Source organism: Arthrobacter sp. SIMBA_036, from assembly GCF_046535135.1.
GTDB lineage: Bacteria > Actinomycetota > Actinomycetes > Actinomycetales > Micrococcaceae > Arthrobacter.
Window position 1 is genome coordinate 422,558 of the sequence record NZ_JAWRXG010000001.1, and the last position, 15,599, is coordinate 438,156.

General features: G+C 62.4%; 11 protein-coding genes and 1 tRNA gene. 5 read left to right on the top strand and 7 right to left on the bottom strand.

The annotated features are described in order from the left end of the window. Positions 1-65: 65 nt before the first annotated feature. The 7 genes from hrpA to SB659_RS01990 all read right to left on the bottom strand — a co-directional run bounded on the left by hrpA (position 66) and on the right by SB659_RS01990 (position 8,814). Positions 66-4,079, bottom strand: a complete 4,014-nt coding sequence (hrpA, locus tag SB659_RS01960) for an ATP-dependent RNA helicase HrpA (protein WP_410549312.1) — start codon at positions 4,077-4,079, stop codon at positions 66-68. Positions 4,080-4,195: 116 nt separating this feature from the next. After that, on the bottom strand, positions 4,196-4,507 hold the full coding sequence (locus SB659_RS01965; protein ID WP_410549313.1) for a protealysin inhibitor emfourin: 312 nt from the start codon (positions 4,505-4,507) through the stop codon (positions 4,196-4,198). Between the two features lie 75 nt (positions 4,508-4,582). Then, complete coding sequence (locus SB659_RS01970) at positions 4,583-5,623, bottom strand: M4 family metallopeptidase (protein ID WP_410549407.1); 1,041 nt, start codon at positions 5,621-5,623, stop codon at positions 4,583-4,585. 154 nt (positions 5,624-5,777) lie between these two features. Next, positions 5,778-5,850, bottom strand: a tRNA-Arg gene (locus SB659_RS01975). A 122-nt stretch (positions 5,851-5,972) separates the two neighbouring features. Next, entirely contained in the window at positions 5,973-7,475 is a 1,503-nt protein-coding gene (locus SB659_RS01980) for an oxidoreductase (protein WP_410549314.1), read from the bottom strand. Then, a complete protein-coding gene (locus SB659_RS01985) occupies positions 7,472-8,344 on the bottom strand; it encodes an FAD:protein FMN transferase (protein ID WP_410549315.1) in 873 nt (290 codons plus the stop codon). The genes SB659_RS01980 and SB659_RS01985 overlap by 4 nt, the downstream gene beginning before the upstream one ends. A 5-nt stretch (positions 8,345-8,349) precedes the next feature. Continuing rightward, positions 8,350-8,814 (bottom strand): hypothetical protein, encoded by a 465-nt coding sequence (locus SB659_RS01990; protein WP_410549316.1) that lies wholly within the window; start codon positions 8,812-8,814, stop codon positions 8,350-8,352. Between the two features lie 186 nt (positions 8,815-9,000). Between SB659_RS01990 and argS the strand changes: the two genes are divergently transcribed. From argS to thrB, 5 genes are read left to right on the top strand one after another with little or no spacing between them, the layout of a single operon-like run. Then, positions 9,001-10,665, top strand: a complete 1,665-nt coding sequence (argS, locus tag SB659_RS01995) for an arginine--tRNA ligase (RefSeq protein ID WP_410549317.1) — start codon at positions 9,001-9,003, stop codon at positions 10,663-10,665. 3 nt (positions 10,666-10,668) lie between these two features. Further along, positions 10,669-12,141, top strand: coding sequence for a diaminopimelate decarboxylase (lysA, locus tag SB659_RS02000; RefSeq protein ID WP_410549318.1), 1,473 nt, complete (start codon positions 10,669-10,671; stop codon positions 12,139-12,141). Beyond that, positions 12,134-13,450: a homoserine dehydrogenase gene (locus SB659_RS02005; RefSeq protein ID WP_284979691.1), complete on the top strand. Its 1,317-nt coding sequence runs from the start codon at positions 12,134-12,136 to the stop codon at positions 13,448-13,450. Before lysA ends, SB659_RS02005 begins: the two co-directional genes overlap by 8 nt. Then, a complete protein-coding gene (thrC, locus tag SB659_RS02010) occupies positions 13,451-14,554 on the top strand; it encodes a threonine synthase (RefSeq protein ID WP_410549319.1) in 1,104 nt (367 codons plus the stop codon). Positions 14,555-14,556: 2 nt separating this feature from the next. Next, the gene (gene thrB / locus SB659_RS02015) at positions 14,557-15,531 is read left to right on the top strand and encodes a homoserine kinase (RefSeq protein WP_284979689.1); all 975 of its coding nucleotides are present in this window, start codon (positions 14,557-14,559) and stop codon (positions 15,529-15,531) included. Positions 15,532-15,599: the final 68 nt, after the last annotated feature.

Here is a 15,599-nt window from a genome sequence, read left to right on the forward strand (position 1 = left end):
TTTTTCGTTGTCCCTCAGGCTCCGTTGTCCCTCAGGCTCCGTTGTCCCTCAGGCGGGGTTTCCCGTCAGGCGGGGGCCAGCGCGTGGTTCAGTGCGGTCCTGATGCGCTTCTCGGAGACGGAGTACGCCGTGCCGAGCTCCACTGCGAAGAGGCTCACACGCAGCTCTTCGATCATCCAGCGCACCCGGGTTAACTCGGGGTCTGTCCGGCGCCCGGGCAGCAGGGCCGACACCGCGTCGTCGTAGTCGTCCTCCAAAGCTTGGACGACGGCCATGTTGAGGCTGTCACGTTGGACGTTCCCCGGAAGCTTCTCCAGCCGCTTCTCGACGGCCTGCAGGTATCGCGGCAGCTGGCTCAACTGGGCGTAGCCCGTCTGTGCCACAAAACCAGGGAAGACCAATTGCTCCAGCTGGCTTTTCATGTCATTGAGGGCGCTGATGAGTGGCAGGCTTGAACTGGCCTTAAGCTGCTTCTGGATTCTTCGCGTACTGGCCAAAACACGCTCGACGACGGCGGTTACCGTGAACACGGTATCGATCAGTTCCGCACGGACAGCTTCGTACAGGTCATCGAACGCCTGTTTGTCCCAAGGGAGCGCCTGTGGGGTGAGCTTGTCGATGGCGGCCAGTGCGCAATCCGCGATCAACGCACTCACGGAGCCGTGCGGGTTCTGGCTGAAGGTGAGCTTTTCCATATTGCTCAGGTGCTCCAGCACGTACCGGTCCGGTGAAGGAATACGAAGGGCCAGGAGACGGATCACGCCGCCACGCATCGCAGCCTCCTGTTCCTGCCTGGTCTGGAAAACCCGGAGGGCCACGGACTTGCCTTCATCCACGATCGCGGGGAAACCGGTGACGTCGTGTCCTTTCACTGTCCGGGTGACCTGGCGGTCCACTGTGCCGAAGTCCCATGCGGTGATGCCTGTGCGCTCGGAGACCACACCGTCAGTGCTGGGCCCGGTGCTGGCCGTGGCAGTCGTCGGGGGTTGGGAGCTCGAAGCACCGCTTCCCCGGCTGGCCTTGGCCCGCGTCGTCGTCGCGGGGGTGGCGCCGAGGGATTCAGCAATGGCACGGCGCGTAGCGGGGGCCAGCCTTTCCTGCAGGGCTGATAGGTCTTTGCCCTCGTCCAGAACCTTGCCCTTGCTGTCCACCACCTTAAAGCTCACGCGCAGGTGTGGGGGCACGGCCTCCCAGTTCCAGGAGCCGGGTGGAATAACGTGGCCGCGGAGCCGCCGCAGGACAAGCTCCAAGGATGGTTCCAGCTCGTCTGTGGCCGGGTCGAAATCCGTCTCCAAGGCCGCCGTCGCCTGCCGTGCAACGTCCGGGGCCGGCACGAAGTTCTTACGGATCTGCTTGGGCAACGATTTGATGAGCGCCGTCACCAGTTCTGTTCGCTGCCCGGGGATCTGCCAGCGGAACGGCGCGTCGTCGAGTTGGTTCAAGAAAAGCACCGGAACTTCCGCCGTGACGCCGTCGGACGGATTGGGCGCCGAGCCCGGTGCCACGGGTCGGAATTCGTAACTGAGGGGGAGTTCAAAGCCCTTGTGCAACCAGGTCTTGGGATACGACGACTCGTCCAAGGACTCGGCGTCTTCGCTCATCAGGAACGATTGGTCGAAGTCCAACAACGCGGGATCTGCTTGGCGGGCGTCCTTCCACCATTTGTCGAAGTGCCTTTCTGACACAACGTCCTTGCCAACCCTGGCATCGTAGAACTCGAAGAGCGTTTGGTCGTCAACGAGGATATCGCGGCGCCGCATCCGGGTTTCGAGTTCCTCGATCTCCTGCAGCAGGGCCCTGTTCCGGTGGAAGAACTTGTGGTGGGTCTTCCACTCGCCCTCCACCAACGCATGGCGGATAAACAGTTCCCGGGAGAGCTCCGGGTCGATCCGCCCGTAGTTGATCCTGCGGCTGGGAATGACCGGAACGCCATACAAGGTGACTTTTTCGTGGGCCATGACCGCGCCCTGGCGGGAGGACCAGTGGGGCTCACTATACGAACGCTTCACCAAATCCGGAGCCACCTGCTCAACCCACAGCGGATCGAACTTCGCGGCAACCCTCGCCCACAGCCGGCTGGTTTCCACCAGTTCGGCGGCCATGACGAATGCGGGGGACTTCTTGAACAAGGCCGAGCCTGGGAAGATCGCGAACCGGGTGCCCCGTGCACCGGCATATTCGCGCTTTCGTTCATCCAAGAGACCGATGTGGCTCAGCAGCCCCGACAACAGGCTGATGTGGATGCTTTCGTGATGGCCCACTGGATCGGCTTCGCGCTTGGGGTCGAGCGTAATGCCCAACGGCTTGGCCAGTTGCCGAAGCTGGGTGAAAAGGTCCTGCCACTCACGGACACGCAAGTAATTGATGAACTCGTTGCGGCACAGTTTCCGGAATTGGGTGGAGGACAACTCACGTTGCTTCTCCTGGACGTAGTTCCACAGGTTAAGGAACCCCGTAAAGTCCGAGTTTTCGTCCCGGAAACGGGCGTGTTTCTCGGCGGCGAGCTGCTGCTTGTCCGTCGGCCTCTCACGCGGGTCCTGGATGGTGAGCGCGGCGGCGAGGATCATAACCTCGCGGACACAGCCCCGTTTGCCAGCCTCAACAATCATGCGGCCCAACCGCGGGTCCACTGGAAGCTGCGCGAGTTGATGTCCGACGGCGGTCAGGCCGCTGCCGCTGCCTGGCCGACCGTTAGGGCCTCGGCCGCTCTTGCCGTCCTCGGGTCGATCCAGGCTTGTGGGGGTGACGCCGGTGGTTTTCGGCGTGGTCAGTGCGCCCAATTCGCGCAGGAGCGTCACGCCGTCGTTGATGGCGCGGGAGTCCGGTGGCTCGACGAACGGGAAGTTCTCCACATCCTTCGGGCCTCGTGCTACGCCCATGGCGGTCATCTGGAGGATAACGGCGGCCAGGTTGGTCCGCAGGATTTCGGGGTCGGTGAATTGGGGGCGGGATTCGTAGTCCTCCTCCGAGTAGAGGCGGATGGCGATGCCCTCCGACACGCGCCCACAGCGGCCGGAACGCTGGTTTGCGGAGGCCTGGGACACGCGCTCGATGGGCAGGCGCTGGACTTTGGTCCGGTGCGAGTACCTGGAGATCCGGGCGGTGCCTGTGTCGATCACGTATTTGATCCCGGGCACGGTCAGCGACGTCTCGGCTACGTTCGTGGCAAGGATGATGCGGCGCTTGCCGTTGGGGTTGAAGACCCGGTGCTGTTCTTGGAGGCTGAGCCGGGCGAAGAGGGGGAAGACCTCGGTCCCCGCCAGCCGCCTGTTGCTTTGGATGCGGCCATTGATTGCTTCAGCCGCGTCCCTGATTTCGCGTTCGCCCGAGAAGAAAATAAGGATGTCCCCGGGGGCTTCCTTGGCGAGCTCGTCCACGGCGTCGCACACGGCATCCAGCGGGTCCCGGTCCTCTTCCAGCTCATCGTCCGAGCCGGCGTCGTCCGCTCCGGCTTCGTCCGTGCGTGCGGGCTGGGACAGCGGACGGTAGCGGATTTCCACCGGGTAGGTGCGGCCGGAGACCTCGATGATCGGAGCGGGCTGATCGTCGCTGCCGAAATGTTTGGCAAATCGTTCCGGGTCGATCGTGGCCGAAGTGATGATGACCTTGAGGTCGGGCCGCTGGGGCAGGACGCGCTTGAGGTAGCCCAGGATGAAGTCGATGTTAAGGCTGCGTTCGTGGGCCTCATCGATGATGATGGTGCTGTACTTGCGCAGTAGCTTGTCGCGCTGGATCTCGGCGAGGAGGATGCCATCGGTCATCAACTTGATCTTGGTTGCCGCGCTGACCTCGCCAGTGAACCGGACCTGGAATCCGACCTCCTGGCCCATTTCGACGCCGAGCTCCGAGGCTATGCGTTCGGCAACGGTGCGTGCCGCGAGCCGGCGGGGTTGGGTGTGCCCAATGAGGCCCTTCTCTCCCAGCCCAAGTTCCAAGCACATTTTAGGTATCTGCGTGGTCTTACCTGAACCGGTCTCCCCGGCGATGATAGTTACTTGGTTGGCGGCGATGGCCGCCATCAGATCCTCGCGGCGCTCTGATACGGGCAGCTCGGCAGGGTAGGAAATTTGAAGTGTCATGGCTGCTGTCAGTCTACTGCTGCGGCCGCATGGGTGCCCCACTCGGGGTCGCTACCCGGTGTCGCTACGTCAGCGCCTTCGCCAACGCCCTCGCCGGAATCACCCTGTACCCCAGCCTAAAGTCGGCCACCGATCTGGCCGCGCGACTCTGAGCCCTCGGCCTGGGCGCATTCAATGAGCTGCTGCCATGGCCCCGTGACTTCGTGCTCGGGAAGGGTGGCCCGGCGTTGCCCTGCCCGGATGGAGTAGGTGAAACGGTCCGGCTGTCCGGGTTCTCCCCGTGGTTGCCGCTGGCTCACAACTTCATCCCAAGGACACGCTTCGACAATCGGCAGCCAGCGCTGCTTGTCGTCAGGTGAAACGGCCTCCACACTCCAGAGAAGCGTCATGGCGGCGAAGCCCCCACTGCGTTGAACGGTGATCTTCATGACCCGACTACTTCTTGTTGATTACCTGGCGCCAGTTGGGCCGCGGGGTAGTGAAGCCTCGCAGCGCAGCGACGACTAAACCTTGACCTTCACAGTCTCCCACGCCTTCATGACGGCGTCATGCTCCTTGGAACCCTCGCCAAAGATTTCCGTAGCCGTCGCAGCAGTGACCTTGGCAAACTTGCCGAACGTGCTCGTTGCAGGCAAGGATCCGCCGGTCAGGGACTGGTACCAGATCTGCCCGGGCGACTCCCATGCGTTTCCGCCCAATTCCGAGGCCACCAGGTAAAAAGCCCTGTTGGGAATGCCCGAGTTAATGTGCACGCCGCCGTTATCGGCACTGGTTTTCACATACGCATCCATGGAGTCCGGCTGCGGATCCTTCCCGAGCACGTCGTCGTCGTAGGCAGTTCCTGGGGCTTTCATGGACCGCAAGGCTGCTCCTTGGACCTGATCGGTGAACAAACCCTCACCGATCAGCCAGCTTGCCTCTTGGGTTGATTGCTTTTTTGCGTACTGCTCCACGAGGACGCCAAAGACGTCGGACATGGACTCGTTGAGCGCCCCCGCTTGGTTACGGTAGGCGAGGTTTGCCGAGTATTGGGTAACGCCGTGGGTGAGCTCATGGCCGATAACGCTCACGGATTTGGTGAAGCGTTGGAAGATCTCTCCGTCACCATCGCCAAACACCATTTGGCTTCCATCCCAAAAGGCGTTGTCGTAAAGCCTTCCGTAATGGACGGAAGCATCCAACGCAAGGCCGGCATCGTCGATGGAGTCCCTGCCGTAGATGTCCGCGTAAAGGCGGTGGGTGTCACCGAGGGCGTCGTAAGCTTCGTCCGCAGCGACATCGGCGACCGCCGGCTCACCCTCCTTCCGCAGGAGGCGCCCCGGCAGGGTTTGCCCGGATTCGGCGTCGTAAATGGTCCGATTCGGTGGCCCGGGCTTCGATTGCCGTGCGCTCGGAGGCGCTGGGGGGAGAGGCGCCGAGCGGACTGCTTGCAGGTTCTTCAGGTGCAGCAGTGATTCCTTTGCAGCCTGCGCCACCGCCTGCAGCCGCGGTTCGTTTTGCACAGCAAGCTTGCGCAGCATGTATGGCGGGACAATTGAACACATCACGGCGGACCCCTATGGCTATCGAAAACGACCAAGTGCCAACAGCCTAGGAGCGGTCACCGACAATTTGCCGCTCTTGACCCGGCAAGCCCGGAATTCGTTGCGGCGCAGAAACGCAAATACCCCGCCAGCAGGACTGGCGGGGTATTTTCGGTGCCCTCGATAGGATTCGAACCTACGGCCTTCTGCTCCGGAGGCAGACGCTCTATCCCCTGAGCTACGAGGGCATTCAGGGTTTCCCTCCGTTGCCGGTGGGACGTCCTAGAGCTTAGCAGCCGCCGCGCCGCACAGGAAATTCCACGGCATGGAAGCCGGGCTCCAAGGCACCGGCGGATCGCTCTCTGTGTGGTCAGTATCCTGCGAAGGAGTCAACGTGGACCTGTGCGGCGCCGGCCGTTCGGGCTGTTGCCCGCAAGGCGACAACATTAGCCGGAGATCCCGAGACGTATACCGCCCGGTCCCGGATGTCCGGTACCAGCTCAGCCAGGCGCGTGGAGTCTATCCGTGCGGTCCCGGCGTCGAGCATGAACTCCGGCGGGGTGGAGCCGTCCGCCAAGCGGGCAATGACTTTCGCTCCGGACGCCCGCAATTGCTCAACGCCGGCCAGTTCCTCCCGGCCGGGAGCCAAGTACAGGAGCACGATGTCACGGCCGGAGTGGTTGGAGGCCAGGTGCGAGAGGAAAGGCGTAATGCCGATTCCCGCAGCGATCAGCAGTACCGGCTTGGCGGCGTCACGTGGCAGGAGGAAATCTCCGCCCACTGCGGTAGCCGAGATGGAGTCACCAGGACGAAGGGCAGACAAAGCCCGCTTCGCCGGTGAAAGAGGCTCGGTGGTTCCCACACCAAACGTTATTTCGGGGGCACCAGGGGCACTGCTGATGCTGAAGACACGTCGCCGTCCTTTCCCGTCGAATCCGGAATGAGGCAAGTTCAGCTCCATGAATTGTCCGGGCGAGAACCGCACAGGACGGGCCGGCTCGAACGTGAACTCCGTGGTGGCCGGCGTTAAGGCGCGCGAGCCCCTGAAAATCAGTTGCACACGCCCACGCTGCCCCATCAGGAAAGCAAGAAGGTTACCGAACAGCAGCGCCAGTTCGGGGGAGTTCGCCACGACTCCCAGGTTGTAGGGGACAGCAAAAACGATTCCGACGACGGCGGCAAGCCCCAGTTGTTGCCACCGGCGCGGAGGCAGTGTGAGGGGTTCCACGAGCATGAACCCGGCGAAAAACAGCAGTGGACGCTGCGCCAAAGGCTGCCATAGCCCTTGGCCAAGAGTCATGCCCCTGCTCACAAGTTCCGTGGAGATGATGCTGGTGGCGACGACAAGGAAGACAAGCGCCATCAGCTTTTTGCGGGTCCGATGAAGGACCAGGGCCACCCCGGGAAGCAGGAGCCACAGCATGGCTGGAGTCGCAGCCCACCATGTTGCGATATTGAGCCCAGTGAGCCCCGTGATGAAAGCTCCGGCTGCTGCGGGATTGAAAATGTGCCGCCCCCGGAACGCCAGCGCGTATTTGGAGACGCTGGCCATCACACAGGCGAGCGCCACACCCGCCATATCCGTAGTGGCAAGGCTGGGCCAGAACAGGAAGTAGAGGAGCAACCCGGTGATGAGCGAGGACTCCGAGTGGGGACGTAGACCGAAAACCAGCCCCAGCAGGCGGTTGGATACATAGGTCACGCCGAGGCAGAGGAGTAGATGGACCGCCATTTCAGGAAGGCCGAACGTCAACCATCCCAACGCGTTCAGCACCATACTGTAGACCACCAAAACCAAGAGGACCCAGAAAATGAGCCGGTACATGGTGAAGCGGCCTAACCAGGTATCCAGCCGTGACGTCAAGGCATTCATGTGAACAGTCTCCCCTCAAATGCGCTGGAAAAGGTGGCAGCTCCGCCGGAAGATACCCGCAGCCAGGAGAACGCGAAATGTTCTTCCAGGACGGTCGGTTCAACCATGAAGAGCGCTGTGGCCAAGGCATCGGCTTCCATGGTGCTCGCGGCCATCGTCCACGTTGCCACGGTGGTCTGGATGGGCTGGCCGGTGGTTCCATCCAGGACGTGATGGAGTCCGACTCCCCAGGCACGCCGATTATTTGCTGATGCGCACAGTGCGGAGTTGTGCAATACCACGGTCCCGATCGCCTGCTTCGGGTTGTATGGATGTTCCAACGCGATGGTCACAGGATGGCGCCCGGAGTGGAGCATGTCCCCGCTGGCATCGACGAGGAAGTCGGAGAAGCCCGCCGAGACCAGGAGCCCGCCCAGGAGGTCCACCAGCTGCCCTTTTCCGGCAGCTCCTATATCGAGGACCAGGGGCTCCTTGGCTGTGAGGGACGTGCCATCCCAGGCCAGGACGTCTTCCCATGGAGGCGGGGGCAAGGGACCGCCTGTGGGCCTCAGGCTGTATTCGGAATCGTAGCCGAGCCGCTCCAAACTCGCGCCAATGAGGGGAGTCATGGCTCCGCCGGTGACCCAATAGAGCCTCGAGTAGAGGTTCCGGAGGCCCACGGCGTGCTCCGGCAGTGTGATGGTTCCCGGGCGTTGCGAAAGGGAAGCAACCAAGGAATCAGCCCGGAATCGGGAGTACGTCTTGTCGTACTTGTCTACCTCAGCACGGAGCTGTTCCCTGATGTCGGCACCCAGGACCTGCGGGGTGGAAATTTCCCAGTGTGTTCCAATTCCTTCGAAACTGAAAGCACTCCAGCCCGGGTGCGGCATGGTGGCTACTTGGCCTCGGACTTGATCTTTTGGACCGCGTCATTGAAACCGCCTGAGGTCAACGAGGAACCGGCGACTTTCGAGACGTTGAGCGAATCGATGTCCTTGCCCACCACCTGCGCGGCGATGCCGCTGGCGAACTCACCTTGGAACTTCTTGGTGTTGGGATTGGACGGGTGGGTGGTGATGTTCACCGCGGAGACCTTGCCGCCTGTGAGGGTGAGCTGGACCCCTACCGTCTCCTGGCCGTTGGGCGATGTGTAGTTTCCGTCCGCACTGTAGGTTCCGTCTTTGTATGTGGACCCCGATGTTGACCCCGAGCCGGAATGTGACGTGGCTGCCGAGCCGGCCGGTGTCGGCTGGGTCGGCTGGGAGGGTGCTGCCGACGACGGCGCGCACCCTGCCGCCGACCCCACGATGGACAGGCCGGCAATACCGACGTAAAAACTCTTGCGGAGTGGCGTAGTCATGGATCTGCTCGTTTCAGCTGGACAAGAATCGGTAACTTGTAGGGTTCGGAACTGGATGGCGCTCGCAGCCAACTCTTACGTCATTCATAACGTCGAATCATGTGTAATGGTTCAGCCCCTGATCAATTTTTCCACATAAACGAGCATCAATTCCGCGTCTCTGTGGGCCCCCGGTAGGCTAGATGCGTGACTCCCGAAGAACTCTCTGCTGCCATATCCGCCTGCCTAAAGGACGCCATCACCGCCGGCGACATCGCCTTGACGGAAACTGCCGTGCCGGATGCCGTGCGCGTCGAGCGACCCAAGAACAGGGAGCACGGGGACTGGGCCACCAACATTGCATTGCAACTGGCCAAGCAGGCCGGAATGAGCCCCCGGGAGTTCGCAGGCATCCTTAGCAACCACCTGCAAGCCATTCCCGGTGTTACACGCGTTGACATCGCAGGTCCGGGATTCCTGAACATCACCGTTGACGCGGCCGCCGCGGGCGCCCTCGCCAAGGCCATTGTTGAAGCGGGAGCGAGCTACGGCACCAACCAGGCGCTCGCAGGCCGCGTGGTCAACATGGAGTTCGTTTCGGCCAACCCCACCGGTCCGCTGCACATTGGACACACGCGCTGGGCCGCCTTGGGCGATGCCATTGCCCGTGTCCTGCGCGCATCGGGGGCTGACGTCACTGCCGAGTACTACATCAACGACGCCGGCTCGCAGATGAACGTATTCGCCAACTCGGTGCTGTCCCGCCTTCACGGGCGTGGGGTTCCGGAAGGCGGCTATCCCGGCGAATACATTCGCGAACTCGGAGACGAGGTCCTCAAGGCCCACCCCGGTATTCGGGAGTTGACGGACGAGGCCGCGTTGCCGGTTATCCGCGCCGCAGCCTACGAGGCACAGATGGCGGACATCAAGACCACGCTTGCGGAGTTTGGCGTTGAGTTCGACGTCTTCTTTTCGGAAAAAGAACTGCACGACGCCGGTGCGATCGAATCTGCCGTCTCGCGCCTTCGCGAACAAGGCCATGTGTTCGATGACGGTGGGGCCGTATGGCTGCGGACCACCGACTTTGGCGACGACAAGGATCGCGTCATGATCCGGGCCAACGGAGAGCCCACGTACTTCGCTGCGGACGCTGCGTATTACCTGTCCAAAAAGGACCGTGGCTTCACCGAGAAGATCTATCTGCTCGGAGCGGACCACCATGGGTACATTAACCGCCTCAAGGCCATCGCGGCCTGTGCCGGCGATGACCCAGAGGTCAACATCGAGGTCCTGATCGGCCAGCTGGTATCCGTCAATGGCGCCAAGCTCTCCAAGCGCGCCGGCAACATCATCGAACTCAAGGACCTCATTTCCTGGCTTGGCAAGGATGCGGTGCGCTACTCCTTGGCCCGCTTCCCGGCCGATTCGCCGTTGACCCTTGACCCGGAACTGTTGAAAAAGAACAGCAACGAGAACCCGGTGTTTTACGTCCAGTACGCCCATGCCCGTTCACGGGGCACAGCGCGGAATGCCGCCGAGGCGGGAGTGCACCGGACAGTTGACGGAACCGATGTCTTCGATGCTTCCTTGCTGGACCACCCCACGGAGAATGAGTTGCTGTCCTATCTCGGTAGCTACCCCTCCATCATCGCCAAGGCGGCCGAGTTGCGGGAACCCCATCGCGTGGCCCGCCACCTGGAAGTCATCGCCGGTGCGTATCACCGCTGGTACGATGCCTGCCGGGTTTCACCACTGGGCGACGAGCCAGTCCAGGACGTGAACCGTACGCGTTTGTGGTTGAACGATGCCACCAGCCAAGTGCTTGCCAACGGACTCGAACTGCTGGGCGTTTCGGCGCCGGAACGGATGTAGGCCATGAACACAGACGCTGCGCAGCCTTCTCCGCTCGCGCCCGAATGGCTTGCCGTCCCCGAAGATCTCAATGCACTTCAGTCGCCCCTGTGGGCTGAGGGCGTGGGCAGGAACGACGACGGTGAACTAACGGTCCACGGAATCGCCGTGAAGGATCTCAAGGAACAATTCGGCACTCCGCTCTTCGTCATGAGCGAAACGGATTTCCGGTCGCGTGCCAAGGCGTTCAAGGAAGCCTTTGATGCCGCCTTTTCGGACATCTGCGGGGGAGTGGACGTCTATTACGCCGGTAAATCCTTCCTCTGTACGGCAGTTGCCAGCTGGGTGCGGGAGGAAGGGCTTCGCCTGGACACCTGCTCCGGCGGGGAACTGGCCGTTGCTGCGCGCGCGGGGATCGACGGGCCCAACCTCGGCCTGCACGGCAACAACAAGTCTGACGCTGAGATCAACCGCGCTCTGGACATGAAGCTTGGCCGGATCGTTGTGGACAGCCTCGACGAACTCGAACGCGTGGCCAAAATCGCTTCCGGCCGCGGAGAAACGGCCAAGGTCATGTTGCGCCTGACACCGGGCGTCCATGCGCACACCCATGAGTTCATCGCCACGGCCCATGAGGACCAGAAGTTTGGCCTTTCCATGGCAGGGGACTCCACGGATCAAGCAGGCTTGTCGGCAGCCGAGGAAGCCGTGGCCGCTGCCACCTCCTATGCGAGCGTGGAGCTCTTGGGACTGCATTGCCACATTGGTTCACAGATCTTCGAGCCTGATGGCTTCGCCCTTGCAGCGGAAAAGCTCTTAGGTTTCCTTGCCGCAATGCAGGCGAAGTATTCCATCACGCTTCCCGAACTCGATCTCGGCGGGGGATACGGCATTGCCTATACACCCGTGGACACGCCCCGGCCTGCCGCCGAAATCGCTCAGGCGATGGCCGCCGTCGTCCGTTCGACGTGTGCCGGACTTGGCATCACGGCGCCCCGTATTTCCATCGAACCGGGCCGGGCAATCGTTGGCAGCTCCACCTTCACGCTGTACGAAGTGGGGACGCTCAAAACGGTCCGCGTGGATGCTCCCCGGTCGGGCGCCGGTCCGGACAACGTTACGTATCCCCGCCGCTATGTGTCGGTGGACGGCGGCATGAGCGATAACGCCCGTCCGGTGCTTTACGACGCGGATTATTCGGCCATTCTGGCTTCACGCACCTCGACTGCAGCTCCCCACTTGTCCCGAGTAGTGGGCAAACATTGCGAGAGCGGCGACATAGTTGTTAGAGATGTATATCTGCCCGCGGATGTGACAGCCGGTGATTTGCTCGCAGTACCGGGTACCGGCGCCTACTGCTGGGCCCTCTCCAGCAATTACAACTACCTGGCCCGGCCTGGCGTTGTCGCTGTACGCGACGGAGCCGCCCGGTTGATTGTCCGCGGGGAAACCGAAGAAGATCTCTTGAACCGCGACATGGGAGTGGCGAATGTCTGAAGTGCGAACCTTGAAGGTGGCCCTGCTGGGCTGTGGCAACGTTGGGGCCCAGGTCGCACGGATTCTGATTGACGACGCCGAGGCCCTGGCTGCCCGTAGCGGCGCGCGCCTGGAACTGACCGGCATCGCCGTCCGCACTGTGGATGCGCCGCGGGATGTCGAACTGCCGCGTGAACTGTTCACCACCGACGCCGACACCTTGGTCAAGGACGCAGATCTGGTCATCGAGTTGATGGGCGGCATTGAGCCCGCGCGTTCGCTGATCCTGACGGCCATCCAAAACGGCGCATGCGTGGTCACCGGCAACAAGGCCCTCCTTGCCCAAGACGGGCCCACCCTCTACGAAGAGGCGGACAAAGCAGGGGTCCAGCTGTCCTACGAAGCCGCGGTCGCCGGGGCCATTCCGATCCTGCGCCCGATCCGCGACAGCCTCTCCGGGGACCGCATCACCCGCGTCTTGGGCATCGTCAACGGCACCACCAACTTCATCCTTGATCAGATGGACACCACTGGCGCCCAGTTCGCTGACGCCCTCGCCGAGGCGCAGCGCCTGGGTTACGCCGAAGCCGACCCCACCGCAGACATTGAGGGTCACGACGCCGCCGCAAAGGCCGCGATTCTGGCGGCACTTTCCTTCCACACCCGGTTCTCGCTGGATGACGTGTACTGCGAGGGCATCACCAAGGTCAGCGCCGAGGACATCGCCGCTGCCAAGGACGCAGGGTTCGTCATTAAGCTGCTGGCCATCGCCGAAAAGATCAGCAGTGCCGGAGACGCCAACGGGATCTCGGTGCGGGTGCACCCCACGCTGCTTCCACGCGAGCACCCGCTCGCCGCCGTCCGCGGTGCCTTCAATGCTGTCTTCATCGAAGCGGAAAACGCGGGCGAGTTGATGTTCTACGGCCAGGGCGCAGGAGGCACTCCCACTGCATCGGCAGTGCTGGGAGACCTCGTCTCCGCTGCGCGCCGCTTGGTTCTGGGTGGCCCGGGCCGCACGGAAACGACCACCGGCCATGTTCCGGCGCTCCCGATCGATGCTTCCACCACCAGCTACTACATCGGCCTGGACGTTGCTGACCAGGCAGGTGTGCTGGCACGGATCACCCAAATATTTGCGGAGCACGGTGTCTCCATCGAAATCATGCGCCAAACGATCCACCGCGACACCAACTCGAAAGTGGAGTCGGCTGAGCTGAAAATCGTCACGCACCGAGCATCCGAAGCTGCACTCGCAGCGACCGTTGAGGCCGTGAAGGGTCTGGACGTCATCAATTCTGTAACATCCGTACTGCGGGTAGAAGGAGTCTAAGTGGCTCACCAATGGCGCGGAGTCATCCGCGAATACGCCGATCGTTTGCCCGTGACCGAAGCTACGAAGGTCATCACCCTCGGGGAGGGCGGAACACCACTGGTGCACGCCCTGAAACTCTCCGAGCTGACCGGCTCCGAGGTCTACCTCAAGGTTGAAGGCATGAATCCCACGGGTTCCTTCAAGGACCGTGGGATGACCATGGCCATGACGGCTGCTGTCGAAGCCGGCGCAAAGGCAGTTGTCTGCGCGTCAACGGGCAACACCTCAGCGTCCGCAGCTGCCTATGCCACTGCGGCAGGCCTTAAGTGCGCCGTGCTGGTTCCGGAGGGCAAGATCTCCATGGGCAAGCTCAGCCAGGCGATCGCCCACGGTGCCACGCTGCTGCAGGTCGACGGCAACTTCGACAACTGCCTGGACATCGCCCGCAAGCTCGGTGAGGCCTATCCCGTCTTCCTGGTTAACTCGGTTAACCCTGCTCGTATCCAGGGCCAGAAGACTGGCGCCTTCGAGGTTGTCGACACCTTGGGTGACGCACCGGATATCCATGTCTTGCCGGTCGGTAACGCAGGAAACATCAGCGCCTACTGGAAGGGTTACAAAGAGTACGCGGCTCCCTTCGAGACTCCCAACGGAACACTTCCCGCCGTCGCCACCAAGACTCCGATCATGTGGGGCTTCCAGGCTGCAGGTGCCGCTCCCTTCGTAGCGGGCCACCCCATCACGGATCCGGACACCATTGCCACAGCAATCCGGATCGGTAACCCTGCGTCGTGGGACACAGCCGTTGCCGCACGTGATGAGTCCGGTGGGTTGATCGAAGCCGTCACCGATGAGGAGATTCTTGACGCCCACAGGTGGCTGTCCGCCAAGGAGGGCGTGTTCGTGGAGCCCGGTTCCGCCGCGGGCGTGGCCGGATTGATTAAGAAGCACGCTGCCGGTGATGTTCCGTCCGGTAAAACCATCGTCATCACTGTCACGGGCCACGGACTTAAGGACCCCCAGTGGGCACTCCGGACCGAAGACGGCAGTGACGTCCAGCCGGTGAAGGTACCCAACGACGTCGTCACCGTTGCAGCGGAACTGGGACTGGAAGAAAACTAAGAGTGGAATCAACGCAGCCCACCGCGACTGGTCGTGCACTCGTCGCGCCAGGCCAGCGGCTGACCGTCACGGTCCCCGGTACGAGTGCCAACCTGGGCCCCGGCTACGACAGCCTCGGCTTGGCCTTGTCCATTTACGACACCCTGACCGTGGAAACACTCAGCACCGGAGAACTCGAGTTCGAACTCTCCGGTGAGGGTGCCGATACGCTCCCACGCGACGCCAGCCATTTGGTGGTTCGTGCCATTGATCTCGCGCTCGATCGGCTGGGCTTTCGGCAGGACGGCCTCCGCATTACCGCCGACAACGTGACGCCCCACGGTCGCGGCCTGGGTTCCTCGGCGTCCGCTGTTGTAGCGGCGGTTACTGTGGCTAATGCTTTGGTACCCGTGGAGGCGCAGCGGGACCGGGACTGGATCTTGCAACTGACCAGCGAAATCGAGGGCCATCCGGACAACGTCGCACCGGCCATTTTCGGCGGACTGGCGCTGTCGTGGCAGGACAGCGAGCAGTACAGCAGCACACGGGCGGACGTCGTTTCCTCAATTGTGCCGGTGGTTGCAGTCCCTGACTACGAACTGTCTACCGAAACAGCCCGGGGACTCCTGCCGGCATCGGTCGGACACCATGCTGCCGCCATGAACTCAGGCAGGGCCGCGCTGTTGATCCATGCCTTGACCGCCAGGCCGGAGCTACTGCTGCCTGGTACGGAGGACTACTTGCACCAAAGCTACCGGGCGGAGGCGATGCGCCCCAGCGCCGAGCTCATCGGAGCCCTTCGTTCCGCCGGTTACGCTGCAGTGGTCTCCGGTGCAGGACCGACCGTTTTGGTCCTGGCTAATGGCGGGAACGAAGCATCCGGGGTGGTTGAGTTCATTGAAGCGTTCACGGCGGGCGACACTCCCGGAGTTACTTGGCGCGTGATGACGCTGGCAGTAGACATTGAAGGTGCTAGAGTGGGAGTGCACCGGCGGTAAAGCCGCGGGCAGTTCCCTGATTTTGGATCTCGGCGGATTCGCCGTACCTTTCGTCTACTGTGCCAACG

Coding starts and splice junctions, on each gene's coding strand:
- SB659_RS01985 (WP_410549315.1), bottom strand. CDS start 8,344: ATGCCGCACCCGGGCTGGAGTGCTTTCAGTTTCGAAGGAATTGGAACA.
- SB659_RS01965 (WP_410549313.1), bottom strand. CDS start 4,507: ATGAAGATCACCGTTCAACGCAGTGGGGGCTTCGCCGCCATGACGCTT.
- SB659_RS01970 (WP_410549407.1), bottom strand. CDS start 5,623: ATGTGTTCAATTGTCCCGCCATACATGCTGCGCAAGCTTGCTGTGCAA.
- lysA (WP_410549318.1), top strand. CDS start 10,669: ATGAACACAGACGCTGCGCAGCCTTCTCCGCTCGCGCCCGAATGGCTT.
- SB659_RS01980 (WP_410549314.1), bottom strand. CDS start 7,475: ATGAATGCCTTGACGTCACGGCTGGATACCTGGTTAGGCCGCTTCACC.
- hrpA (WP_410549312.1), bottom strand. CDS start 4,079: ATGACACTTCAAATTTCCTACCCTGCCGAGCTGCCCGTATCAGAGCGC.
- SB659_RS02005 (WP_284979691.1), top strand. CDS start 12,134: ATGTCTGAAGTGCGAACCTTGAAGGTGGCCCTGCTGGGCTGTGGCAAC.
- SB659_RS01990 (WP_410549316.1), bottom strand. CDS start 8,814: ATGACTACGCCACTCCGCAAGAGTTTTTACGTCGGTATTGCCGGCCTG.